The sequence below is a fragment of the Streptomyces sp. NPDC005141 genome, from assembly GCF_053599975.1.
In genome coordinates this window covers 126,606-151,072 of record NZ_JBSFYW010000007.1, presented here as the reverse complement: position 1 = coordinate 151,072, position 24,467 = coordinate 126,606, and the positions used below count along the sequence as shown (strand labels likewise).

20 protein-coding genes are annotated in these 24,467 nt (G+C 71.6%); 9 read left to right on the top strand and 11 right to left on the bottom strand.

Annotated features, from left to right (window positions below; translation table 11 throughout):
- Positions 1-32: 32 nt before the first annotated feature.
- Together ACWD68_RS08190 and ACWD68_RS08185 are read right to left on the bottom strand one after the other, a co-directional pair.
- The gene (locus tag ACWD68_RS08190) at positions 33-548 is read right to left on the bottom strand and encodes an ATP-binding protein (RefSeq protein ID WP_451805644.1); all 516 of its coding nucleotides are present in this window, start codon (positions 546-548) and stop codon (positions 33-35) included.
- Between the two features lie 212 nt (positions 549-760).
- A complete protein-coding gene (locus ACWD68_RS08185) occupies positions 761-1,084 on the bottom strand; it encodes a hypothetical protein (protein ID WP_451805643.1) in 324 nt (107 codons plus the stop codon).
- A 318-nt stretch (positions 1,085-1,402) separates the two neighbouring features.
- Here ACWD68_RS08185 and ACWD68_RS08180 point away from each other — a divergent pair, with 318 nt between their 5' ends.
- Complete coding sequence (locus ACWD68_RS08180) at positions 1,403-2,527, top strand: PLP-dependent cysteine synthase family protein (protein ID WP_451805642.1); 1,125 nt, start codon at positions 1,403-1,405, stop codon at positions 2,525-2,527.
- A 254-nt stretch (positions 2,528-2,781) separates the two neighbouring features.
- On the opposite strand, the gene ACWD68_RS08175 is transcribed toward ACWD68_RS08180, so the two are convergent.
- Complete coding sequence (locus ACWD68_RS08175) at positions 2,782-3,261, bottom strand: SRPBCC family protein (protein ID WP_451805641.1); 480 nt, start codon at positions 3,259-3,261, stop codon at positions 2,782-2,784.
- Positions 3,262-3,453: 192 nt separating this feature from the next.
- Positions 3,454-4,284 carry a DeoR/GlpR family DNA-binding transcription regulator gene (locus tag ACWD68_RS08170; protein ID WP_451805640.1) on the bottom strand — a complete coding sequence of 277 codons (831 nt, stop codon included), beginning with the start codon at positions 4,282-4,284 and terminating at the stop codon, positions 3,454-3,456.
- A 282-nt stretch (positions 4,285-4,566) separates the two neighbouring features.
- Between ACWD68_RS08170 and ACWD68_RS08165 the strand changes: the two genes are divergently transcribed.
- A complete protein-coding gene (locus ACWD68_RS08165) occupies positions 4,567-6,951 on the top strand; it encodes a hypothetical protein (protein WP_451805639.1) in 2,385 nt (794 codons plus the stop codon).
- Here ACWD68_RS08165 and ACWD68_RS08160 read toward each other — a convergent pair.
- The 4 genes from ACWD68_RS08160 to ACWD68_RS08145 all read right to left on the bottom strand — a co-directional run bounded on the left by ACWD68_RS08160 (position 6,921) and on the right by ACWD68_RS08145 (position 11,609).
- The gene (locus tag ACWD68_RS08160) at positions 6,921-9,350 is read right to left on the bottom strand and encodes a right-handed parallel beta-helix repeat-containing protein (RefSeq protein WP_451805638.1); all 2,430 of its coding nucleotides are present in this window, start codon (positions 9,348-9,350) and stop codon (positions 6,921-6,923) included. The two genes, ACWD68_RS08165 and ACWD68_RS08160, sit on opposite strands and share 31 nt — an antisense overlap.
- A 171-nt stretch (positions 9,351-9,521) precedes the next feature.
- Positions 9,522-10,127, bottom strand: coding sequence for an Rv1733c family protein (locus ACWD68_RS08155; protein ID WP_451805637.1), 606 nt, complete (start codon positions 10,125-10,127; stop codon positions 9,522-9,524).
- Between the two features lie 184 nt (positions 10,128-10,311).
- The gene (locus ACWD68_RS08150; protein ID WP_451805636.1) at positions 10,312-11,136 is read right to left on the bottom strand and encodes an MOSC domain-containing protein; all 825 of its coding nucleotides are present in this window, start codon (positions 11,134-11,136) and stop codon (positions 10,312-10,314) included.
- Positions 11,137-11,180: 44 nt separating this feature from the next.
- Complete coding sequence (locus tag ACWD68_RS08145) at positions 11,181-11,609, bottom strand: DUF6643 family protein (RefSeq protein WP_451805635.1); 429 nt, start codon at positions 11,607-11,609, stop codon at positions 11,181-11,183.
- A 292-nt stretch (positions 11,610-11,901) separates the two neighbouring features.
- On the opposite strand from ACWD68_RS08145, the gene ACWD68_RS08140 reads away from it, so the two are divergent.
- A complete protein-coding gene (locus tag ACWD68_RS08140) occupies positions 11,902-13,239 on the top strand; it encodes a TerD family protein (RefSeq protein ID WP_451805634.1) in 1,338 nt (445 codons plus the stop codon).
- An 18-nt stretch (positions 13,240-13,257) separates the two neighbouring features.
- Here ACWD68_RS08140 and ACWD68_RS08135 read toward each other — a convergent pair whose 3' ends face one another.
- Complete coding sequence (locus ACWD68_RS08135; RefSeq protein ID WP_451805633.1) at positions 13,258-14,433, bottom strand: glycosyltransferase; 1,176 nt, start codon at positions 14,431-14,433, stop codon at positions 13,258-13,260.
- A 58-nt stretch (positions 14,434-14,491) separates the two neighbouring features.
- Between ACWD68_RS08135 and ACWD68_RS08130 the strand changes: the two genes are divergently transcribed.
- On the top strand, positions 14,492-15,277 hold the full coding sequence (locus ACWD68_RS08130; protein WP_451805632.1) for a glutamate racemase: 786 nt from the start codon (positions 14,492-14,494) through the stop codon (positions 15,275-15,277).
- A gap of 211 nt (positions 15,278-15,488) precedes the next feature.
- Positions 15,489-16,034, top strand: coding sequence for a hypothetical protein (locus ACWD68_RS08125; protein ID WP_451805631.1), 546 nt, complete (start codon positions 15,489-15,491; stop codon positions 16,032-16,034).
- 20 nt (positions 16,035-16,054) lie between these two features.
- On the opposite strand, the gene ACWD68_RS08120 is transcribed toward ACWD68_RS08125, so the two are convergent.
- A complete protein-coding gene (locus ACWD68_RS08120; RefSeq protein ID WP_451805712.1) occupies positions 16,055-17,119 on the bottom strand; it encodes an O-antigen ligase family protein in 1,065 nt (354 codons plus the stop codon).
- Positions 17,120-17,360: 241 nt separating this feature from the next.
- Here ACWD68_RS08120 and lnt point away from each other — a divergent pair, with 241 nt between their 5' ends.
- The 4 genes from lnt (at position 17,361) to ACWD68_RS08100 (ending at position 22,389) form a co-directional block, all read left to right on the top strand.
- Positions 17,361-18,974 carry an apolipoprotein N-acyltransferase gene (lnt, locus tag ACWD68_RS08115; RefSeq protein ID WP_451805630.1) on the top strand — a complete coding sequence of 538 codons (1,614 nt, stop codon included), beginning with the start codon at positions 17,361-17,363 and terminating at the stop codon, positions 18,972-18,974.
- Positions 18,975-19,029: 55 nt separating this feature from the next.
- Entirely contained in the window at positions 19,030-19,503 is a 474-nt protein-coding gene (locus tag ACWD68_RS08110; RefSeq protein WP_451805629.1) for an NUDIX hydrolase, read from the top strand.
- A 60-nt stretch (positions 19,504-19,563) separates the two neighbouring features.
- A complete protein-coding gene (locus tag ACWD68_RS08105) occupies positions 19,564-20,364 on the top strand; it encodes a 3-hydroxybutyrate dehydrogenase (protein WP_451805628.1) in 801 nt (266 codons plus the stop codon).
- Positions 20,365-20,463: 99 nt separating this feature from the next.
- Positions 20,464-22,389 (top strand): helix-turn-helix domain-containing protein, encoded by a 1,926-nt coding sequence (locus tag ACWD68_RS08100; RefSeq protein WP_451805627.1) that lies wholly within the window; start codon positions 20,464-20,466, stop codon positions 22,387-22,389.
- Between the two features lie 46 nt (positions 22,390-22,435).
- On the opposite strand, the gene ACWD68_RS08095 is transcribed toward ACWD68_RS08100, so the two are convergent.
- A complete protein-coding gene (locus ACWD68_RS08095) occupies positions 22,436-23,821 on the bottom strand; it encodes an MFS transporter (protein WP_451805626.1) in 1,386 nt (461 codons plus the stop codon).
- Positions 23,822-24,467: the final 646 nt, after the last annotated feature.

Below are 24,467 nucleotides of genomic sequence, written 5' to 3'. Positions count from 1 at the left end.
GAGCGGCGTACGAGGCGGGGGTCACCGCCCGGTCAGCCGGCAACGGCTGACCGGGCGGGAGCGTGTTCCGGCCTGCGCACGTCGGCGGTGTGCCTGAGAGTGGCCTCGCAGGCGATCTCGTACGGCGCACGGAGGGCGGCCGTCACCACGGGCGACGACGCCGGAAGCGTGAACCACACGACCTTGCCCGACTCGCCGTCGGGCTGTACGCCCCAGCTCTCGCTGACCGCCGCAACCATGGCGAGGCCGCGTCCGCAGGTGGAACCGGGGTCCGGCTCCCGCACCACGGGAAGCCGGGGGTCGTGGTCGTGCACCGAGACCGTGAGCCGGTCGAGCAGCAGCTCGATCTTCACGGTGCACAGTTTGTCCGGCTGGGCGTGCCGGTGAACGTTGGTCAGCAACTCGGTGACTCCGAGCGCGGCCCGGTCTATCAAGGGGTCCAGATGCCAGTAGCGCAACTGCGCAGAGACGATTCTGCGGACCTGGCCGATCCGCGACGGCAGGGCTTGGAGCTCCACCGTGCAATGCCTGCTTGGCTGGCTGATCACGGCTGCGACTCCCCGAATTGAGGTCCGGAAGAAGACGGAGATCGGATCCAGCAGAGCGGCTGAGTGGAACGGCCGCCTGCTGTGGTTGCCGGCGGGCTGGTTCGCAGCGTTATCGCCGGTAAACCCAGAGTGATGTGACATCAGAGTGACGCAGGGGGCGCGGTCCTGCAACTCGCGGCGCTCCACGAAAGGTAGCGGGCGTGGGGCGCACCTCAGCCGTTGCGTCCCGCCGCCCTGCGGACCGCCTCGATGAAGCGGCGTGCGGAGGGTGGCCCCGGCCGGCCGGGCGCTGGATCGTGCTCGCCGAGCGTGAGGGAGTAGCGCGTGCCGTTGACGTCCGCCGACGCCCGGTCCTCGTGCGCGAACCAGGGCTTCGACGCGCGCACCGCCTGCACCGGCGCGCTGTCGATCTCGCTGCCGTAGCTGGTGAGCAGTTCCAGCCTGCCGTCGCTGATCCGGACCTGTCCGGCCCGGGTGAGCGAGCGCAGCCTCTTTCCGATCCGCACGCCTGTGGCTGTGAACTCCGGCTCCGCCATGATGCCCCGCCCCCTTGTGCGCTCCGGCCGTGTCTTGACGTGACCCAGTGTGCATCCCCGCCGGGGGCGACCGCCCCGTGCGGTGCAGTCTGCCCGCGGGCGGCGTCGAGCACCAGTGCGTATGACGAGGTGGTGGGTGCGGCGGGAGCAAAGGCCGGGATGCGCCCCCTCCCTTCCGGTTCCCCTCCGTCCCCCCAGGGATGTCTTTGGGCTGCTCAAAGGTGTGTTTATGCAGGTGAGAAGCGTGTGGAAGGTGTTTATGATCGAGGCGTCCGACCAGCTGAAGCGGTGTCGGCGCCATGCGTTAGGAGCCTTCCCGTGAGCACTCCCCAGCAGTCCCGGACCGGCGAGACCCTCGATGTCGACCACACGGACGCGGAGTACCGGAGCTGGCTCAAAGAAGCCGTCCGCAAGGTCCAGGCCGACGCCAACCGCTCTGCCGACACCCATCTGCTCCGCTTCCCGCTGCCCGAGGAGTGGGGCATCGACCTCTACCTGAAGGACGAGTCGACCCACCCCACCGGCAGCCTCAAGCACCGCCTCGCCCGCTCCCTCTTCCTGTACGGCCTGTGCAATGGCTGGATCCGGCCGGGCCGTCCGGTGATCGAGGCGTCCAGCGGTTCGACCGCCGTGTCCGAGGCCTATTTCGCGGGGCTCATCGGCGTGCCTTTCATCGCGGTCATGCCCCGCACCACGAGCGCCGAGAAATGCCGCTTGATCGAATTCCACGGCGGGCAGTGCCATTTCGTGGACGACGCGCGCAAGATCTACGAGGAGTCCGCCGCCCTCGCGGTCGAGACCGGCGGCCATTACATGGATCAATTCACTTATGCGGAACGGGCCACCGACTGGCGCGGGAACAACAACATCGCCGAATCCATCTTCCGCCAGCTGTCGTTGGAGCGATTCCCGGAGCCCGCGTGGATCGTCGCCACGGCCGGCACCGGCGGTACCTCGGCGACCCTCGCGCGCTATGTCCACTACATGCAGGCGGACACCCGTATCTGTGTCGCCGACCCGGAGAACTCCTGTTTCTTCGAGGGCTGGACCACCGGCGATCCGGACGTCACCTGCGACTGCGGTTCGCGCATCGAGGGCATCGGCAGGCCACGCATGGAGCCGAGCTTCGTGCCCGGCGCCATCGACCGCATGATGAAGGTGCCGGACGCGGCGAGCGTCGCGGCCGTACGCGCCCTGGAGCAGGCCATCGGCCGCAAGGCGGGCGGCTCGACCGGCACCGGCCTGTGGAGTGCCCTGAAGATCGTCGCCGAAATGGTCGCCGAGGGGCGCAAGGGAAGCGTGGTGACGCTGCTGTGCGACCCCGGGGACCGCTATCTCGACAAGTACTACTCGGACGCGTGGCTGGCCGAACAAGGCCTGGACATCGCGCCGTACACCGCGGTGATCACCTCCCTGCTGGCGACGGGCGTCTGGCCGGCCTGACCCGCCCTCGGCGTCCGGGCATGCCTTTGGGCCGGGCTGTCCAAACCCCGCCCGGGGGAGCGCAGTTGTTCTGGTGGCCGGTGGCCGGATGCTGGACGCCGTCTCGGGGCAGGCAGGCGCCCGACCCTGTGTGGGGGCAGGTCAGACGCCGGGCGCCAGACCCTGTGAGATCAGGCCGGATGCCGGATGCCGGATGCCGGATGCCGGATGCCGGACGCGCCACGCGTGGGGCCTGATTCGGTGCGCCGGCGAATTCAGGCCGGCGCCGGTGTCAGCCGCCGGTCCAGTGCCGTGACCGCGCTGCGGAAGGCGCGACCCAGGCCGCCCCGCCCCACGGTGAGGGCCGCCCGGAAGAGAGCTGTTCCGTCGGCGGCGAAGGTCCACTGAACGCGGGTCCCCTTGCCCGCGGGTGTCAGCCGCCACTCCTCGACCAGGGCGCGTATCCCGGGAGCGTTCGTGACATCGACCCGGTACGTGTACACCTGGGAGGCCTCGGAGACAAGGACGGTCTCCTCGAAGCGTATTCCTCCGCGGAGCCGCACCTCGCGCCCGGAGCCGTCCGCGGTGGGCCGGGCGAGGGTCACGGCCGAGAACCACTCGCTCCAGCCGGACACGTCCTCGGCGAGCGCCGAGAAGACCGCCTCGGGAGGGGCGGTCACCTCCCGCGCGAACACCAGACGCACCGGAGCCGTCTCGACGAAGTCGGGCCCCACCGGACGCGGGCGACGTGCCATGAGCGAACCCCCTTGCGGGAACCGGGTCCTGGCTCCCGTACGTGTACGGAACGCCCGTGACGGGACCCGCCCGGCCGCTTCGCGGAACCGACCCCGGTCGGCGGCCGACGACGACCTGGTCGCACCCGCGCCACGGACGGCGCCGGCTGTGTCACCGGCGGCGCGGGCAGCGTCACCCTAGCTGGCGGACCGTCAGATGTCTGTATCGTCCTCGGGTTCACCGGCCACCACCAGGCGCCGCAGGTGCTCCGCGATCTCCGCGCGGGCCTCGGCGGGCATCCCGCGGTCGGTCACCAGCGTGTCGACCTGCTCCAGCGCGGCGAACGAACTGAGGCCCACCGTGCCCCACTTGGTGTGGTCGGCGACCACGACGACGCGCCGCGCGGACTGCACGAGCCGCCGGTTGGTCTCCGCCTCCGCGAGGTTCGGCGTCGACAGTCCCGCCTCGGCCGATATGCCGTGGACACCGAGGAAGAGGACATCGAAGTGCAGTGCCGCGATGGCCTGATCGGCCACCGGCCCGACCAGGGAGTCGGACGGTGTGCGTACCCCACCCGTGAGGACGACGGTCGCGGCGCCCGGACGCTGACCGGAGGTGCGCTGCGCCGAGTGGAACACGTCCGCCACGCGCACCGAGTTGGTGACCACGGTCAGGTCCGGGACGTCCAGGAGCTGATGGGCCAGCGCGTATGTCGTCGTGCCACCTGAGAGGGCGATCGCCGAGCCCGGCGCGACCAACTCGGCGGCGGCCCGCGCGATGTCCTCCTTGGCGGTCAGCTCCAGGCCCGACTTGGCCTCGAAACCCGGTTCGTGGGTGCTCGCCTCGATCACCGGCACCGCGCCGCCGTGCACCTTCTCGACGACACCCTGGCGGGCCAGCGCGTCGAGGTCGCGGCGGACCGTCATGTCGGAGACGCCGAGTCTTCGCGTCAGTTCGTTCACGCGGACACCGCCGCGTCGGCGCACCTCGTCGAGGATCAGAGCGCGACGCTGCTCCGCGAGGAGGTTCTGATTCTCACTCACGACCGCTCCGGTCCTTTCGCCGCTGCCTGCCCGACACTCCGTCCGAACCCACTCCCACGTGGACATTCTCCTTGTCCGAGGTCTGGAGGACGACCCATCCTCGCACGGGACACCGACAGCCGCGCCACTGCCCGCACGCCCACGGTGTCCCTTCCGTGCCGCCACTTTCACACGTATCGGGGAGATTCCGTGAGTTCGGGTGTGCGCACTGCCCGGAGCGCGCGATCCTTATGCCTGCACATGACACATGCGACGGGCGTGGCGCGGGGGAAGTGCGGAACAGTGGAACGTGCACGGGAACATGCCATCGACGGGGAGCCCGGCAGCCCTGTACAGCGGCCCGAAGCGGCCGGAACCGCCCTGGAACTCCTGGTCCACGGGGTCGGCGGCACCACGCCGGAGGACATGCTGGACGATCCGCGGACGGTCCGGATCACCGGCGACGCGACGGCGGCCGTCTTCCGGCGCGCCGAGGACGTCGACGCCGAGGACCGCCCCGGCGGGCCGGTGCGCGAGGCGTACGTGTGGTGCAACCTCACGTCCGGCAACGGCGCCCGCGCCCTATGGCTCCTGTTACTGCCCTTCATGGTGGTCAACCTCGCGCACTGGATGCGCCCCGCCTCGCTCGGCCGCGGGCGGGTCGTGCGCCTGTACGGGCTGCTCGTCCGCCTCGCCGGACTCACCCTCACGGTGCTGCTGGTCGCCGCCGCCTGCGAGGTCGCCCTCGACCTGGCCGCCTGGCAGTGCGCCGGCACCCGCGCGTGCGTGCGCAACCACTCCTGGCTCGGCTTCCTCTCCCCGGACCGCCCCGACGCGGGCTGGTGGAGCCAGCCGGGCCGCCGTCTCGCCCTGGCGTGCCTGGTGCCCGCGGCGCTCACCGCCCTCCTGTGGTACCTGTCGCACCGCACCTGGAGCGCGTACGAGTCGCAGCAGCCGATGTCCCGAGCCGCCGAGCCCGACGAGGAGACCGACGGCACCGGACTGGGCCGCCCCGGCTTCTGGTACGGGCGCCGTCTGGTGGCCCGGCTGCGCGCCGCGCACACCGCCGCGGGCTTCCTGACCGTCGCCGCGGCCGTCGGCTCCTCGGCGGCCCGCTACGACCGCAGGCCCGGCGGGCCGGTCGTACTGGAAGCGCTGGGCGGGCTCCTGAACGCAACCCTCGTGGTGGGCGGCGCCGTTGTGCTGGGGGTGGTCTGCCGTCGCGGCCGCAGCGAGAACCGGATCGACCGCGGTCGCGACCGGAGCCTGGTGCGGCGACTGCTGCTGGGCTCGGTCGTCCTGCTCGTCCTCGCCCTGGTCTACGCCGGCTGGTCACGGCCGGCCTGGCACTCGGCGGGGCGCCTGCCCGGCGACGCCACGTTCGGCGGCCTCGCCCTCGCGCAGGGCCTGCTCGTGATCACGCTCGGTGTGGTCGCCCGCGTCCTGTACCGCGCGAACCCCCAGGTCCCGGGCTCCGGAGCCGCGCCCGGCACCATCGACACACGCACCGCGATGCGGGGCTATGCGGGGCCCGCCGTCGCCATGCTCGCCTGCGCGCTGGGCGGGGTGATGTCCGGAGGAGTGTCCCAGCGCGTCGCCGACTGGCTCGACGGCACCCGCCACTCGATTCCAGGCCCGCCCGTCCTGCTGACCTGGCAGGCCTCCGCGATCCCTCCGCTGCTCGTCGTCCTGCTCGCCCTCATCGGCTGGCTCGCCCGGCGCACCTGGCAGCTGCGCCGCCGAGAGGCGGTCGCCGTCGAGCGCGACTACCCGAGCGAGGCCAAGGACACCGCCCGCACCCGCCGCATCGCGAGCACCCGCGCGATGGCCGCCCTCACCGACCGGGCGCCGCTCATGGTCGGAGTCATCTCGTCCGTGACACTGCTGCTCGGTGCCGGCGCCCTGGCCGGGGCCTTCGCCACCGGGGACGCCCCGAGCGCGGCCGCGCGGGGGACGTACGGCGTCGTCCAGGGCGCGGCCCAGACCGCGCAGGCACTCGGCTCCTGGCTGATCGGCCTCGGCTTCATCCTGTTCGTCACCTGGGGCCGCCGCGCCTACAGGGACCCCGCCGCCCGCCGCACCATCGGCATCCTCTGGGACGTCGGCACCTTCTGGCCACGCGCGGCCCACCCCTTCGCGCCGCCCTGCTACGCCGAGCGCGCCGTGCCCGACCTCACCTGGCGCATGGCCACCTGGATCCGTGCCACCGGCGGACGGCTCGTGCTCTCCGGACACTCCCAGGGCAGTGTGCTGGCGGCCGCAGCGGCCTGGCAGCTCAAGCCCGCGGTCCGCAAGAGGATCGCGCTGCTCACCTACGGCTCACCGCTCGAGCGCCTGTACGGACGCTGGTTCCCGGCCCACTTCGGCCCGGCCGCCCTGGCCTCACTGCACCGAGAGGTCGCCTGCTGGCGGAATCTGTACCGTCCGACCGACCCCATCGGCGGACCCGTGCGGCTACCCGGCGACTGCGGTCCCGAAGTCGACCACGAGCCCTTGAAGGACCCGCTCGCCTATGGCCGCACCGAGCGACAGCCGCTGCCCGCGCCGGTCCTCGGCCACTCCGACTACCAGGCTGACCCGGCCTTCGCCGACGAGCGGGAACTGCTGCTGGCCCGGCTGCTGCCCGAGGTGCCGGGCCAGCGTCCCCGGAAGGACGCTCACGGCAGCTCCGGCAGATCCTCCGAGTAGAGCAGGGTCAGGTCGTCCGTGCTCGGCTCGTCCACCTGGGCGACCCGGCCCGCGTGCCGCTCCACCATCGCCTCGAACGTCTGCCGTGCCGTGCGGCCGTTGCCGAACGCGGCCCCCTTCGGAATCGCCGTGAAGTACTTCAGGAGCGCCTCGGCCGCGCCCGGACCCAGGCGGTACTCGTGCTCCTCGGCCTGCTGCTCCACGATCCGCAACAGCTCGTCGGGGAGATAGTCGTTGAAGGTGATGGTCCGTGAGAAACGGGACGCCACACCGGGGTTGACCGACAGGAACCGCTCCATCTCGGCGGTGTACCCCGCGACGATCACCACCACCGCCTCCCGGTGGTCCTCCATCAGCTTCACCAGCGTGTCGATGGCCTCGCGCCCGAAGTCGCGGCCCGAGTCCTCCGGCGACAGCGCGTACGCCTCGTCGATGAACAGCACGCCGCCGCGCGCCCGGTCGAACGCCTCCTGGGTACGGATCGCGGTCGACCCGATGTGCTCACCGACCAGGTCCACCCGGGACACCTCGACCAGGTGCCCCTTCTCCAGCACACCCAGCGAGGCGAGGATCTCGCCGTACAGCCGGGCGACGGTCGTCTTGCCGGTACCCGGGGAGCCGGTGAAGACGAGATGGCGCCGGGCGGACGCCGCCTTGAGGCCCGCCTGCTGCCTGCGGCGCCCCACCTCGATCATGTCGGTGAGGGCCCGCACCTCGCGCTTGACGTTCTCCAGGCCCACCAGCGCGTCGAGTTCACCGAGGACGGCCTTCGATCCGCGGGCCGACTGCGCGGGCTCCGCGACGCCGACGAGCGGCTCCCGCTCGGTGCTGCGCTGACCGGGGATCGCCCCCAGCAGACTCGCCGACGAACCGGACGTCTCGACCGCCGTCTCGTGCGCCGGGGAGCGCAGTCCCGTGCTCTCGTCGCTGGCGCAGTCCTCGACGACGGGACCTCCGCCGGGCGCCCCGCCCGCGTCGGCGAACTCGTAACCTCCGCGCGCGCACCGCTCCGTACGGCACTTGCGCAGGGTCGCCCGGCAGCCGTCGATCACATGGAAGCCGTAGCCCCCGCTGTCCGCCACCCGGCAGTTCAGGAAACTGCCCCGCCCGTCGGCGGACACATAGAAACCGGCCTCGGCGGGCGAGGTGACCGTGCAGCGCTCGATCGTCGGATCGGCGCCCTTGGTGACGATCACTCCGGTCTGCGTGCCGTCCACGATGCAGCCGGACAGGTTGCCGCCGCTGCCGTGGTCACGGAACCAGGCACCCGTCGCGGCGTCCCGGATGCGGCAGTCGTCGAGCTGCACGGTGGCGCCGTCGCTCACCGACACCGCGGTGTTGCGCACCTGCGAGATGTCGCAGTCGACGACATCCGCGCGGGAACCCCGGTCCAGGACGAAGAGCGCGTCCGGCACGTCGTGCACCCGGCACGAGTCCAGCACCGCGGTCGCGCCGTCGCTCACCCATACCGCGGGGTAGTCGCCGGTGCTGTCGAAGATCTCGCACTGGTTGGCGTCCACGCGCGTGCCCGGGTCCCAGACCGAAAGGCCGTTGCGCCCGAACTGCCGCACGCTGGTACGTGTCAGTGTCAGCACCGAGCGCGAGCGCAGATCGACCGCGTTCTCCGGGATGTCGTGGATGCGGCAGTCGGCGAGCGTGAGCACCGCGTCCGTGTCGAGGGTGACGCCGTCGGCGGTCGTCCGGTGGACATCGCAGTCGGTGAGATGAGCCGTGGCCCGGCCGGTGATCTGCACCCCGGAACCCTTGACCTCGTACACCTCGCAACCCACCGCCTCCAGCGACGAGTTCTCGCCGGTCGCCGACAGGCCGGCGCCGGAGGTGTGGTGCACCCGGCAGCGCTCGAGGCGCGGATGCGCGCCCCCGCGGACCACGACCCCGGACTGACCGGCCGCGACGACCTCGCACTCCTCGAACACGCCGCCGCCGCCGTCCAGTACGGCGATGCCGACGCCCGCGGGGTTGTCGACCGTGCAGCGGCGCACGGTCGGGCGGGCGCCACCGCGCACCTCGATCCCGGCGGCGGACCGCGTGACGATCCGCACGTCCAGCAGCTCCGGTGTGCCCTCCTCGACGAGCAGCGCGGGCGCGGCGGAGTCCTGGCCCTCCACATGCAGGTCCTGGACCACGGCGGAGGCGCGCACGGTCAGCGGCACGCCGTCGACCGGCGCGATGCGCACGGAGCCGGGGGAGCCCTCGGGGCCGCGCAGCGTCACCGCGCGCTCCACCACCAGGTTCTCCCGGTAGGTGCCGGGGGCGACGGTCAGGACGTCACCGTCGGCCGCGGCCTCCAGGGCGGCGGCCAGCGATGCGTACTCACCCGTGCGGCGCCGCCACCGCGAGGTTCCGGTGTGCGTCACCTGGACCGTGCCCTGTGCCATGGCGCTGTCGTGCCCCCACCTCGTCGTACGCGGGTCCTGCGAGGTCGTACTGATGCCCCGTCGGTCGGGATCCCGGTCCCTGCCGGACAGCCTCTCACGACGGTGCCGAACAGTTCGGCCGGTCCACCGTAGCGTGCGCGGGGACGCCCGGTTGACCGGAGCGGTAAGGCGTCAGCTGCCGGTGCCTGCCTTGCCCCAGTCGGGACCCGCCTTGTCCCACGCCTGGTCCCAACGGGCATAGCGCCGACGGATCATGTGCCCCACGATCAGACGTCTGGCCGCCGCCACGAGTCCCGCCGACAGCACGGCCGCGCCGAAACCGGCCAGAACGGCGTGTGTGGCCGCGGTGGCACTGTCCAGCGGGCGGCCCACTATGCGGCCGTGCAGATCGGTCCAGATCGAGAAATGGTCCCCTGGACGGGGGGACTTGAGGGCGGCGATCACCGTGCCGTGCTGCCGGGTGCCGTCCGGCGCCGTCCAGTCGGCCACGACGCGGCTGCGGGTGTCCCGGGCCGACGACGTCTCGGGGTCCGGCGCCAGCGGGCCCCGGGAGAGCTTCTTGACAACGGTGGCCGCCACCTGGTGGCGGTCCTCGCGCTGGTCCCGTACGGACCGCAGCAGCGCCTCCTGGGCCGAGGCTCCTACGGCCGCTCCGACGAGGGGCGCTCCGACGAGGACGAACAGAAGGGCGGCCAGGGCCAGCCAGGCCTCCACGAGATCCGTCGTGCGGCGCAGCGGATTGTGCCGCCAGCGCCAAAGACCGATGATCGCGCGCACCGTCCCGCACCCCCTTCCGCGTCCGTGATAACCCGCAGCGGAGCCGTTCACTCGAGACGCGGGGGAAGAGAGAGCGAAATCACCCGTCCCCGAGCCCTGCGTGAACATCTCACGCCGACTCAACGATCCCACCCGGGGCCGGGGTTCCCCGTGCCCGGCCTCTGGCGGAATGTGATCGCAGAGGCTAGGCGAGGACCGTGACCGGGTCGCCGACGCGCAGTGTGCCGCGGGACTCGGGCACCAGGTTCTGCCCGAAGATCAGCCTGCCGGCGAAGCGGCGGTGGCGGGCGAGCGTGCGCAGCGGCTCCTTGCCGCGCGCGGCGGTGTCCTGGTCGGTCGTGGTGACGACGCAGCGCCCCGACATCTTGGTCACCCGGAAGGTGACCTCGCCGATGGCGATCCGCGACCAGTCGTCCTCGGCCCAGGCGTCGGTGCCGGAGACGACGACGTTCGGCCGGAAGCGGTTCATCGGCAGGGGACCCTCGTCGGCGTGGTCGCCCTGCGCGATCAAGGAGTTGAGCGCGTCCAGCGAACCGAGTGTGGTGACGAGCAGTGGATAGCCGTCGGCGAAGTTGACCGTCTCGCCCGGCAGGGCGAACTCCGGGTCGACGGGCCGGCGCGTGGCGGGATCGTCCATATGGACGAGGCGCACGTCGGCGCCCAGGTAGCCGCTGCACCAGTCGTGCGCGGCCGGATCGGCGAGGACCGCTTCCACCTTGTCGCCGAAGATCTGCACGGTCGTCGTGCCGAGCGGCTCGGGCACGGGAACGCTCACCGGCTCGCGGCCCTCGGCGGACAGACGAAGGCCGCCGCCGGAGAGAATCTCGGCGGCGGCCAGCGCCATACGCGGCTGCTCGCGTTGCGTGACGACCTTTCCCCCGTCGTCGATCAGGACCCAGCGTCGGTCTCCGGCCAGCCCCCAGGGCTCCACCTCGGCCTCCCGGGGTGACTGGCCCCGGAACGCCTTGACCGGATGGACGTGAATCGAGTGCAGTTGCGCGTTCCCCATGACCGCCATGGTGCCAGGAGCACCGACAATCCGGTTCGGGGCGGTCAGTACCCGCGGTACTGCTGCCCGTTGTAGGGGTCCTGGTAGGGAGCCGGGGCCGGCCGGGGAGCCGCGGGGCGCATCGCCTCGTAGCCCGTGCCGCTCGCCATCGGGCGGGGCTGCTGCGGCTGGGGGCCGGGATAGCCCCGAGGTGCGGCCTGCTGCGGGATGTACGGCGCGGGGGCCTGCTGCAGCGGCGAGGGCTGCTGGGCCTGCTGGTAGCCGTAGGAGGGACTCTGGTACGAGGGGCCGGCCGGCAGCGCGGGGAGCGCGGACGGCAGCGCCGGGAGGTTGCTACCCGAGTCGTAGGCGGAGGGGACCCGGATCGGGGCGATCTGCGGGGTACCCCGCTCGGCGACGAGGGAGTCGTAGATCGGGGTGTCCTGGAAGGCGGAGTAGTAACCGCCGCCATAGGTGGAGCGGGGGGAGGTCATGGCACATAAGTTAAGCCCACGATGTGCTGGTTGGGGAGACCGATAAGAGGGTTGTTTTCCGTGTCGGCAGTGACGCGGGATCCCCAATGCGAGCGAACTCGGCAAAAAAGGACGTCAAAGATGGTTGAGATCGTGTAAAGGCCGAGCTGCGGACGGGTTACCGGCGGTTGACCAGGATCTTCCAGTGCGAGTCATGGGAGTTCGACGGGCCGGGGGATTAGGTTTGGCGGGAACGGAGCCGGCGGTCCGCTCAGGACGCGCACCGGCGCGGAGACACGTGATGGGGGCGTACATGTCAATGCCTAAGGGATCGAATGTTCCTGTCCCGACGACCGCTCTGCGGGTGGAATTGGGGTGGCGTTCAGGGCCGGGGGTGCCCGACGTGGATGCCTCCGCCCTTCTGCTGGTGTCCGGAAAGGTCCGCTCGGACGCCGACTTCGTCTTCTACAACCAGCCGACGCACTCCTCGGGCGCCGTGCGTCACGAGGGGAAGCGCAACGACGGCGGTCAGGTGAGTGACGCGCTGCTCGTCGACCTCGCGCGCGCGGAGCCCGTCATCGAGACCGTCGTGCTGGCCGCCTCCTCGGACGGTGGCTCCTTCGGACGCGTTCCCGGTCTGTACATACGGGTGGTCGACGCACAGCACGGCACGGAGATCGCCCGCTTCGACAGCGCCGACGCGACCGTGGAGACCGCGTTCGTGCTGGGCGAGTTCTACCGGCGCCAGGGCGCCTGGAAGTTCCGTGCCGTCGGACAGGGCTACGGAAGCGGCCTCGAAGGACTGGCCACCGACTACGGGATAACGGTGGACGAGCCGCAGCACGCGGCACCGGCCGCCCCCGCTCCGCAGGGGCCCGCCACCCTCGTCCAGGGGCCGCCGCCCCCCGTGGCGGCGCCGGTCACCATGCCGCCGCCGGTCGCCCCGCCCGTGACCATGCCGCCGATGGCCCCGCCCTTGACTCCGCAGCCGCCCGCGGCCCCTCCGGCGCCGGTCCGCCTGACCAAGGTGACGCTCACCAAGGAGGCGCCGTCCGTCTCGCTCAGCAAACAGGGCGGCACTTCCGGTGCCATGCGCGTGAACCTCAACTGGGAGGTGCGCAAGCAGTTCAAGGGGTGGGGCAGCAAACTCGGCCGGGCGGTCGCCATGCACGCCGACCTCGACCTCGACCTGTGCGCGCTGTACGAGCTGTCCGACGGCCGCAAGGGAGTCGTCCAGGCGCTCGGCAACGCTTTCGGGGCGCTGCACCAGCCGCCGTTCATCCATCTCGACGGGGACGACCGCACCGGGGCCGTGACCAGCGGCGAGAACCTCACCATCAACCTCGATCACAAGCAGAGCTTCCGGCGCATCCTCATCTTCGTGACCATCTACGAAGGCGCCCGGTCCTTCGCCGACCTGCACGCCACGGTCACCCTCCAGCCGCTGAACGGCGCGCCGATCGACTTCTCGCTCGACGAGTGCACGGTGCCCTCCACGGTCTGCGCGCTCGCCCTCATCACCGGCAACGGCGGCGACATGATCGTGCAGCGCGAGGCGCGGTACCTGATTCCCGAGCGCGGCGTGAGCCCGCAGCGCACGGTCGACTACGCCTACGGCTGGGGCATGAACTGGACGCCCGGCAGGAAATGACCGTCGGGCCGCCGTCCCTCAGTTCTCGTCGAGGGCGGCGTCGGGGCGGGCGTAGGTGCGGCCCTTCCAGGCCGCACCGCGCCCCCTGTAGTGCTGCACCGCGGAATCGACCGTCATGAGGAGATAGAGGAACGCCGTGACCGGCAGCAGGGGAGCGAGCCACAGGGGCTGCCGGTAGTAGCGGAGCATCGGCAGATAGGTCGCCGTCATCAACAGCCAGGCGAGCCCTCCGGCCGCCGTCGCCCATGTGTTCCCCGCGGCGAGGCCCACCAGGAGGGCCACCGGCGGCACCAGGTACACCACCGCGAGCCCGGCGACCGTTCCGGCGAGCAGCGAAGGGCTGTGCCGCAGCTGGGCGTACGCACTGCGCGAGACCATGCGCCACAGATCGTGGAGCCGCGGATACGGGCGCACGCTGTCGACCCGCTCGGCGAGGCCGAGCCAGATGTGGCCACCGCCCCGCTTGACCGCGCGGGCGAGCGCCACGTCGTCGATGACGGCATGCCGGATCGCGTCCGGGATCCGCATCCGCTCGGCGGTGTCCGCGCGCAGCAGGACGCATCCGCCCGCCGCGGCCGCCGTCCGCGAGCCCTTCACCGCGATCCGGCGGAAGGGGTAGAGCTGCGCGAAGAAATAGACGAACGCCGGCACGACGAGCCGCTCCCACAGGCTCTCCACCCGCAGCCGCGCCATCAGCGAGACCAGGTCGAAACCACCTGTGCGCGCCGCCGCCACCAGTTCCCGCAGGCTGTCCGGCGCGTGCGCGATGTCCGCGTCGGTCAGCAGCAGATATTCGGGTCCCCGCGCGCGGGCGAGGCCGATGCCGTGGCGCACGGCCCACAGCTTGCCCGTCCAGCCCGGCGGCGGTTCTCCCGGCGAGCCGACGGTGAGCGGCAGTCCGCCGTGCCGGCGCGCCAGCTCGCGGGCCAGCTCTCCCGTGCCGTCCGAGCTCCCGTCGTCGACGAGGAAGATCTCGGCCCGCCCCGGATAGTCCTGGGCGAGAAGCGACGGCAGGCTCTCGGACAGGACGGCCGCCTCGTCCCGGGCCGGCACCACGACACAGACGGAAGGCCAGTCGGCCGGCTCGTGGCGGGCGGGCAGCCGCACGTCCGTACGCCAGAAGAAGCCCTGGCCGAGCAGCAGCCACAGCCACGCGGCCAGTGATCCGACAGCGATCCACACGAGGGCGCTCACCTCTCGCAGTCTGCCCCACCCCGGACTCCCGTCGAGAGGGATCGTCTATGGTGACCGGGTGAAGATCGCGCTCATGGACTCCGGAATCGGACTGCTCGCTGCTGCCGCCGCGGTGCGTCGACTGCGGCCCGACGCCGATCTCGTCCTCTCCTCCGACCCCGGCAGCATGCCCTGGGGGCCGCGCACTCCGGAGGACGTCACCGCACGCGCCCTCGCCGTCGCCGAGGCCGCCGCACTGCACCGGCCCGACGCCCTGATCGTCGCCTGCAACACCGCTTCCGTACGTGCCCTGCCCGCCCTCCGTGCCCGCCTGGAGCCGGATGTGCCCGTCATCGGCACCGTCCCGGCGATCAAGCCGGCCGCCGCGGGCGGTGGACCCGTCGCGATCTGGGCCACGCCCGCCACCACCGGCAGCCCGTACCAGAGGGGACTCATCGACGAGTTCGCCGACGGAGTGGACGTCACCGAGGTGGCCTGCCCCGGACTCGCGGACGCGGTGGAGCACGCCGATCAGGCGGCCATCGACGCCGCGATCACCGCGGCCGCCGCGCACACCCCCGAGAATGTAAGGGCCGTCGTCCTGGGCTGCACCCATTACGAGCTGGTCGCCGAGCGTATCCGCGCGGCCGTTCAGCGCCCCGGCCACCCGCCGCTCGTCCTGCACGGTTCTGCCGGGGCGGTCGCCGCCCAGGCGCTGCGCCGGATCGGCGAGATGCCGGACCCCGCGGCGCCGGCCGATTCCACGGTGACGGTGCTGCTGAGCGGGCGCGAAGGCACGCTGCCCGCGACCGCTCTCACCTACGAGGAAGGCCGCATCCTGTCGGCCGTCAGCCCCGCACGCTGAGCGACGACCGCACCTCCGCCTCTCCCTCGTCACGCCCGCCCGGCACGGCAAACGTCCGTCCCGCGGACACCGGTGGTGAAGGTACGGACACCCGGCGTACGGGCGCGACCGGTCCCCGCTCGGACTCCCTCGACGAGAAGCTCGTCCACCCGGCGGAGTGACGCTCCGCGACCCGGTGCCCGCGCAGCGGAACCTGAGTACTCTCATGAGCATGAGGGACCACCCCCACGGCGAAACCCCCCCGCACCCGGCTCTCTGGACCGGGCACGCGAGGAATCGCGTTCAGTTGCTGCCCGCCATAGGCGGCCTGGCCTGCCTGGCGCTCGGGATCGAGCTGGCCGTCGACTCCGGCTGGACGTCGGGAACGGTCCCGCTGATCATGTCCGTCATCGGATGCATCGCGGCCGGGCTGCTCATCCTCTTCGGCACGCTCGCGTTCGTGCATGTCGCCGTCACCGTGGACAAGGACTGCCTGGAGGTGCGCTGCGGCCACATAGGGCTGCCGCGCCGCCGCATCCCTCTCTCGACGGTCGTCGGCGCCGACTTCGCACCTCAGGTCACCCCGCGTCAGTGGGGCGGCTGGGGGTATCGCTGGCGGCCGGAGCAGGGAACCGCCGTCATCGTCCGGCGTGGTGAGGGCGTGGTGCTGCGCCTGGGCGACGGTCATACGTTCACGATCACCGTGGACAACGCCGAGGCGGCGGTACGGATCATCCGCGGTCATCTGCCCCCGGAGACGCCCGGTGAGGTGCGCTGACGTCCGACTCGGACGTCAGCTCATGACTCCAGGTGATCGTCCGAGCGCCGGGCCGGGACCTGGGCCGGGACGTCGTCCGGCTCGCCCGTGGTGAAAGGGCGTGCGGTCGCGAGTCCGGCCAGCAGCCCGGCACCCGCGGTCACCGTCATGAAGCTCAGCGCGTTGCCGATCGAGGCGATGGCGGCCAGCGCCGTCAGGGCCGCGCCCGTCGTCAGCGCGATCGGCGTGGAACGCGGCGAGCGCAACAGCGCGTACAGGACCCAGCAGAACGCCGCCGCGAGCAGGGCCACGCCGACAAGACCCTGCTCGGCGGCCTGCTGCAGGGGCGCCGAATGCGGTTTGCCGTCGGGCAGCAGCGACTGGGTGACCGTGGGACTGAGCCCTCCGTAACGCCCGGGCCCGACCCCCAGACCGGGATCGGCGCGGGCCATGCGCAGGGCGTCGTGCCAGAGCAGGACCCGATGCTCGGTGAGCTGGCCCTCCAGGGACGCGGTCAATCCGCCCGGCAGCGCGTCCTCGCCGATGGCCCAGGTCGCCCCGGTCACCAGCACCGCGGCTGCCGCCAGGCCCGTGAGCGCGAGGGCGCGGCGTCGCACACGGGCGGCGGCGAGCGAACACAGCAGCACCCCGACGCAGGTGACGAATCCGGTGGTCGACCCCAGGACCGCGGCCGTCACCGCGGTCCCGGCGGCCAGCAGCCGCAGCGCGAGCCGCAGGGCGGGCGGGCGTGCGGCCCAGGCGGCACAGCACGCGGCGCCGGTGGAGAGGGTCAGCAGGGCGGCCGTGGCGCCGCTGTGGCCGAGTTCCAGGCTGATCTGCGGGCCGGGTGTGGCGATCGCGAGGCCGAGTCCGGCCAGCGCGCCGACGCAGGGGGCGGCCACCGGCAGGAGTGCTCCGAAGATCCGCCCGGAGGCGTAACCCGCCGCCACGGCGAGCACCGCCAGCAGCATGCCCTCGGGCCGGCCGTCGTGCGCGGCCGCCGTGATCAGCGACCAGGCGGCACAGGCCGCGAGCACGACCACGCCGACGCCGTCCGCGCCGCTGCGTCTTTCGCCCGTGGCCGCCGAACCGGCCGTGGACACCATCCCCGTGGAACCCACCCCGTCGCCCCCCGACTCCGCCCTGACCCCGGGCGCCGTCACCGCATCAGGTCGCACGTCAGAGGCTCGGGCACACCGTAACGGGTGATGCGCCGGTTTGGGGACATGTTGTGCAGGAACGTTGCGGCAGATGCGTACGAATGCACCTGCCGGGCGGTGTTCCGCCCATCGGGACCCGGGCAGGCCGAGCTGTCGGCCCCCAGGTCAAGCGCCGTACACTCCCCAAGTGACCGCCACCGCAACCACCGTAGACGAGCCGGAACAGCTCGAACCCCAGGCCGTGCCCGCCCCGCGCGGGGCAGCCCTGGTGCGTCGCCTCGTTCCGGCCGCCGTCGCGGCGCTCTCCGGAGTGCTGCTGTACGTCAGTTTCCCGCCGCGGACCTTGTGGTGGCTGGCCCTGCCTGCCTTCGCGCTCTTCGGCTGGACCCTGCGCGGTCGCACCTGGAAGGCCGGTCTCGGCCTCGGCTATCTGTTCGGCCTCGGATTCCTGCTGCCGCTGCTGGTGTGGACCGGCGTCGAGGTCGGCTCCGGTCCCTGGCTCGCGCTCGTCGCGGTGGAAGCGGTCTACGCCGCGCTCGTCGGCGCGGGGATCACACTCGTCTCCCGGCTGCCGGGATGGCCGCTGTGGGCGGCGGCCATCTGGATCGCCGGAGAGGCGGCACGCGCGCGTGCGCCCTTCGGCGGCTTTCCCTGGGGCAAGATCGCGTTCGGGCAGGCCGACGGTGTCTTCCTGCCGCTCGCCGCTCTCGGCGGCACTCCGGTGCTCGGGTTCGCGGTCGTCCTGTGCGGCTTCGGGCTGTACGAGATCGTCCGCCTGGCCGTCGAGGCGCGCGGCACCCGCGTCCTGCGTCGCGGCGCGGCCGCGGTGGCGCTGCTCAGCGTCGCCGTCCCCGTCGTCGGGGCCCTGGCCGCGCGGACACTGGTCAGCGACAAGGCCGAGAACGGCACGACGACCGTCGCGCTCATCCAGGGCAACGTCCCGCGCGCGGGACTCGACTTCAACTCCCAGCGGCGTGCCGTCCTCGACTACCACGTGCGGGAGACCGAGCGCCTGGCCGCCAAGGTCAAGGCGGGCAAGGCCGCCCAGCCCGACCTGGTGCTGTGGCCGGAGAACTCCTCCGACATCGACCCGTTCGCCAACGCCGACGCGCGCTACGTGATCGACGGAGCCGCCAAGGCGATCGGCGCCCCCATCTCCGTCGGCGGGGTCGTCGAGAGGGACGGCAAGCTCTACAACGAGCAGATCCTCTGGGACCCGGCCAAGGGCCCGGTGGACACGTACGACAAGCGGCAGGTCCAGCCGTTCGGTGAGTACCTTCCGCTGCGCTCGCTGCTCGGGGCCATCAACAAGAACTGGACGTCCATGGTGCGCCAGGACTTCAGCCGCGGCACCGAGCCGGGCGTCTTCACCATGAACGGCACCAAGGTCGGCCTCGCCACCTGCTACGAGGCCGCGTTCGACTGGGCCGTGCGCAGCACCGTGACCGACGGCGCGCAGATCATCTCGGTGCCCAGCAACAACGCGACCTTCGACCGCAGCGAGATGACCTACCAGCAGCTCGCCATGTCCCGCATCCGCGCCGTCGAGCACAGCCGCACCGTCACCGTGCCCGTGACCAGCGGTGTCAGCGCCGTCATCATGCCGGACGGGAAGATCACCCAGAGGACCGGGATGTTCGTCGCCGACTCGCTGGTCCAGAAAGTGCCGCTGCGCTCCTCCGAGACCCCGGCCACCAAGCTCGGCATCATCCCCGAGCTGCTGCTGGTGCTGGTCGCGGCGGGTGGCCTCGGCCGGGCCGCGGCGACCGCGGTGCGCGCACGGCGGAACACCGGCGCGTAATACCTGGTCCGGGCCCGTGCCGAGGTGACGGCGTCGCGCCGTTAGGGTCGGGGCCATGGCTACTCCCGACTTCATCCGCGCGATCCGGGCCTCCGCGGGCCACCAGCTCCTCTGGATGCCCGGGGTGACCGCCGTGGTCTTCGACGACGAGGGCAGGATTCTGCTCGGGCAGCGATCGGACAACCACCAGTGGGCGCTCATCTCCGGCATCCCGGATCCGGGAGAGCAGCCGGCGGCCTGCGCCGTGCGCGAGGTGTATGAGGAGACGGCCGTGCACGTCGAGGTCGAGAGGGTCGTCCTGGTCAAGGCCGGGGGGCGGGTGACCTTCGAGAACGGCGACGTCTGCCAGTTCATGGACACCACGCTCCGGTGCCGCGCCGTCGGAGGTGAGGCGCGCGTCAATGACGACGAGTCGCTCCAGGTCGGCTGGTTCGACGTGAACGCACTGCCCGAGCTGAGCGAGCACGCCCTCTTCCGGATCAAGCAGGCGCTGGCTGACGCACCCACATGGTTCGAGCCTATGACCTGAGCCTGAAGTGTGTGCTCTGACCACATCGGTTGGGGCGTGGGTGCTGCCTAGGGTCGAGGCATGACCGCGCCCAGCGCCCTCCCGGGCCCCCACGCTTCCGCACTCGACCTCGGCGGCCGCACCGCCCTCGTCACCGGCGCCGCGAGTGGCATCGGCCGCGCCTGCGCGCTGCGGCTCGCCGCCGCCGGAGCCAAGGTGAGAGCAGTCGACCGGGATGCCGGCGGCCTGGAGACCCTGGCCGAGGAGATACACGGCCTCGCCGGCACCGTCGAGCCGCATGTCCTCGACCTCACCGACCTCGACGCCGCGGAACAGGCCGCGGCGGGCACCGATGTCCTCGTGAACAACGCCGGGTTGCAAATGGTCCGCCCCATCGAGGAATTCCCGCCCGAGGTGTTCCACACGGTGCTGACCGTGATGCTGGAAGCGCCGTTCCGGCTCATTCGAGGCGCTTTGCCCCACATGTACGGGCAGGGCTGGGGCCGCATCGTCAACATCTCCTCCGTCCACGGGCTGCGCGCCTCGCCGTTCAAGTCGGCGTACGTCGCCGCGAAGCACGGCCTGGAAGGCCTTTCGAAGACCGCGGCCCTCGAAGGTGCACCCCACGGAGTCACCTCGAACTGTGTGAACCCCGCCTATGTGCGCACCGCACTGGTCGAGAAACAACTGGCCGACCAGGCACGGACACACGGGATCCCGCGGGAGCGTGTCCTGACCGAGATCCTGCTGCGGGACAGTGCCGTCAAGCGACTCATCGAGCCGGCGGAGGTCGCCGAGGCGGTGGCCTACCTCTGCGGATCGCAGGCGGCTTTCATGACCGGAACATCGCTGACGCTGGACGGGGGCTGGACCGCGCACTGAGCGAGGCCGAAGCCCGCCCCGCATCGAGCCGTATCGGAGCAGGTCGTGAGTTATCCACAGGGCCGCGGCGCCGATCCGCGGATGCGCGATCCTGTTGCCATGTCCCGCGATCACCTGCCATCAGCCGAGCGCTCCGCCGACAGCGTGGAAGCGCCGTTCCTGGAACTCCTGGCCAGAGGAGCGAGCGCCGACGCGTACGAACAGCCGGTGCTGCTCGCCCGTGCCGAGGGCCTGCCCGCCGACCGCGTCGCCGCGCTCGAACAGGCCAAGCTGCTCGCCCTGCGCGTGCGCACGGAGATAGAAGGACGGCGCCGCCGCGAGGCCGAGCTCTCCGCGCTGTTCGAGACCGCGCACGACCTCGCGGGCCTGCGCGACCTCGACGCCGTGCTGCAGGCGATCGTGCAGCGGGCCCGGTCCCTGCTGGGCACGGACGTGGCGTATCTCAGCCTGAACGACACGGCCAAGGGCGACACCTATATGCGTGTCACCGAAGGCTCGGTCGCCGCGCGCTTCCAGCAGTTGCGGCTCGGCATGGGGGAGGGACTGGGCGGGCTCGTCGCGCAGACCGCCCGCCCCTATGTCACCGACGACTACTTCAAGGACGAGCGCTTCCAGCACACCCGCACCATCGACTCGGGTGTACGGGATGAAGGGCTCGTCGCGATTCTCGGCGTGCCGTTGATGATCGGACCCCAGGTCATCGGCGTGCTGTTCGCGGCGGACCGCCGGGCGCGGGTCTTCGAACGGGAACAGATCGCACTGCTCGGCTCCTTCGCGGCCCTGGCCGCGGCGGCCATCGACACGGCGAACGCCCTGGCGGACACCCGATCCGCCCTCGACCGCCTGGGCCGCGCCAACGACATCATTCGGGACCGCAGCGGAGTGATCGAGCGCGCCTCGGACGTCCACGACCGGCTCGCCGAACTCGTGCTGCGCGGCGGGGGAGTCCACGACGTCGCCGCCGCGGTGTCCGAAGTCCTGGACGGCACGGTCGAGTTCGCCGAGCCCGGCGACACACCGGCCAGCGCCCTGGAGGCCGCCCGCGCCGACGGCCACGCCGTGCGGCACGGGGAAGACTGGGTCGCCGCGGTGGCGGCCGGGGGCGAGCTGCTCGGCGCGCTGGTGCTGCGCGGGCATCCGGGCCTGGACCCCGTCGACCAGCGCACCCTGGAGCGCGCCGCCATGGTCACCTCGCTGCTCCTGCTCGCCAGACGCTCGGCTTCAGACGCCGAACAGCGCGTACGCGGCGAGCTGTTGGACGACCTCCTGGACGCCCGGGACCGCGACCCGAGGCTGTTGCGCGAGCGGGCCGCGCGGCTGCACGCCGACCTCGACGGCCCTCATGTGGTGCTGGCGGCCCGACTCGACGCCACGGCTGCCGACGCCGACCAGGAGGCGGATGCACGCAGACGACTGTGGTCGGCCGCGTCCCATCTCGCCACCACCCGCCACGGACTGGCGGCCGCCCGCGACGGCGGCACCGTCCTGCTGCTCCCCCTCCGCTCCGGCGACACCGCGACGACATTGGCCCGCCGAACGGCCAGGCATCTCGGTACCGCCGTCCACGAGGCGGTCAGCGTCGGGGCCTCCGCGCCCGTCGACCGGCTCGCGGCGCGCCCCGAAGCGGTGGCCTCGGCGTACGCGGAGGGCCGGCGCTGCCTGGAGGCGCTGCGCATGCTCGGCCGGGCCGGTGACGGCGCGGCCGCCGAGGACTTCGGGTTCCTGGGACTGCTGCTCGCCGGGGACCGGGACATCTCCGGGTTCGTCGACCGCACGATCGGCGGAGTCGTCGCCTATGACGAACGGCGTGGCACCGACCTGCTGCACACCCTCGACGCGTACTTCGCGAGCGGCATGAGCCCGGCGCGCACGAAGGATGCCCTGCATGTGCATGTGAACACCGTCGCGCAGCGGCTGGAGCGGGTGGGGCGCCTGCTCGGAGACGACTGGCAGAGCCCGGCTCGCGCACTGGAGATCCAACTCGCCCTGAGGCTTCACCGGTTGTCGTCCCATGCACCGCGCTGATCCCCGCACGCGGATCGCGTACGGGGATCGGGGGCGCGGGCGTTGGTCAAACGCTACGGGCGTCCGCCGGGGTCGCGGGAGCGGGCCGCTCGTCGGTCGCGGTCTCGACGTCGGACAGGTCGCGGCTGCGGGTCTCCTTCGCCAGGCCCACGGCGATCAGGGTCAGGACGACCGCCCCGATCACGTACAGGGAGATGGGAGTCGAGCTGCCGTACGAGGAGAGCAGCGCCGTCGCGATGAGCGGTGCGGGCGCGCCCGCCGCGACGGAGGCGAACTGGGCACCGATGGAGGCACCCGAGTAACGCATCCGGGTCGCGAACATCTCGGAGAAGAAGGCGGCTTGGGGTGCGTACATGGCGCCGTGCAGGACCAGGCCGACGGTGACGGCGAGCACCAGATTCCCGAAGCCGCCGGTGTCGATAAGGGAGAAGAACGGGAACATCCACAGGCCGATACCCGCGGCGCCGAACAGGTAGACGGGTCGGCGGCCGACGCGGTCGGAGAGCGCGCCCCAGGCCGGGATGACGGCGAAGTGCACGGCCGAGGCGATCAGGACGGCGTTGAGCGCGGTCTGCTTGGAGACGCCGGCGGAGGTGGTGGCGTACACGAGGATGAAGGCGGTGATCACGTAGTAGCTGATGTTCTCGGCCATGCGGGCACCCATCGCGACGAGCACGTCCCGCCAGTGGTGGCGCATGACGGAGACCAGCGGAAGCTTCTCCGGCTTGTCCGTCCCAGCCGTCTTGCGGGCCTCCGCCCGGGCCAACGCCTCCTTGAAGACGGGGGATTCATCGACAGACAGACGTATCCACAAACCGACGACGACCAGGACGCCGGAGAGGAGGAAGGGGATGCGCCAGCCCCAGGAGACGAAGGTGTCGTCCGACTGGGTGGCGGTGAGCAGTGAGAGGACGCCGGTCGCCAGGAGCTGGCCCGCGGGTGCTCCGGTCTGCGGCCACGATGCCCAGAAGCCCCGCCGCTTCGCATCGCCGTGCTCGGACACCAGCAGGACGGCACCGCCCCACTCGCCACCCAGCGCGAAGCCCTGCACCAGCCGCAGCATGGTCAGCAGCACGGGTGCCGCCGCGCCGACGGTCGCGTGCGTGGGCAGCAGACCGATCGCGAACGTCGCCCCGCCCATCAGCAACAGGCTCAACACCAGCAGCTTCTTGCGGCCGAGCCGGTCGCCGTAGTGCCCGAAGACGAGCGCGCCCAGCGGCCGGGCCGCGAATCCGACGGCGTAGGTCAGGAAGGACAGCAACGTGCCGACGAGCGGGTCGGATCCGGGGAAGAACAACTTGTTGAAGACCAGGGCGGCGGCCGACCCGTAGAGGAAGAAGTCGTACCACTCGATGGTGGTGCCGATGAGACTGGCGGCGACGATGCGCTTCAGGTTGGCGGGGGGTGGGGGAGCGGTGGTTCCGGAGGCCATGTGCGCCACTTCCTCGTGTGCGGTGGGGACGGGTACGTGTTGGCACACGGTAGGAAGACGCACGTCAGGGGCACATGTGGTGGGGCACCATAGTTCGAGGGTTGGCTATGCGTGCGGCCACCATGCCGGTTCGCGGACGGGCGGTTCAAGGGCTCGAAGGTGGTTGAAACGAGCGCCGTCCGGGACGCGTAGTTGGGGGTGATTTGACGGTGCGGTGCTGACTCCCGTGCTGGTTTGGTGTTGGGCTAGAAGCCCACGTCATCGCCCGTCTTCACCTCTCCCGTGCTGACTTGGTGCTGACTACGCTCCGTTGAACTCGGACATCTGGGGTTGATCGACTCAGAGTCGTTTGCGTGGGAGGTGACCGGACTGAGAGGCCGAGCCCGGCCTCGCCGCTCAGCCTCTGCGGACACAGGTCTTCGTACGGAGTCCGACTTTGCCATCCCGTCGCGCACCTTGAGCATCCTCGGGTGCGGATTCGTCCGTTCCGCGGCGCGAGGGAAGTGTCAGTGATGGCGCTTGTCGTGTGAGCACTGTCGAGTGGTGCGCTGTGCTGAGCGTGAGGTTGGGGAGTGGTGAATCATGGAGTCGCCGTGCTTGCCGTGGAGACGGTGGATCCTGCCGTTAGGAAAACGTCCGGAGGCGG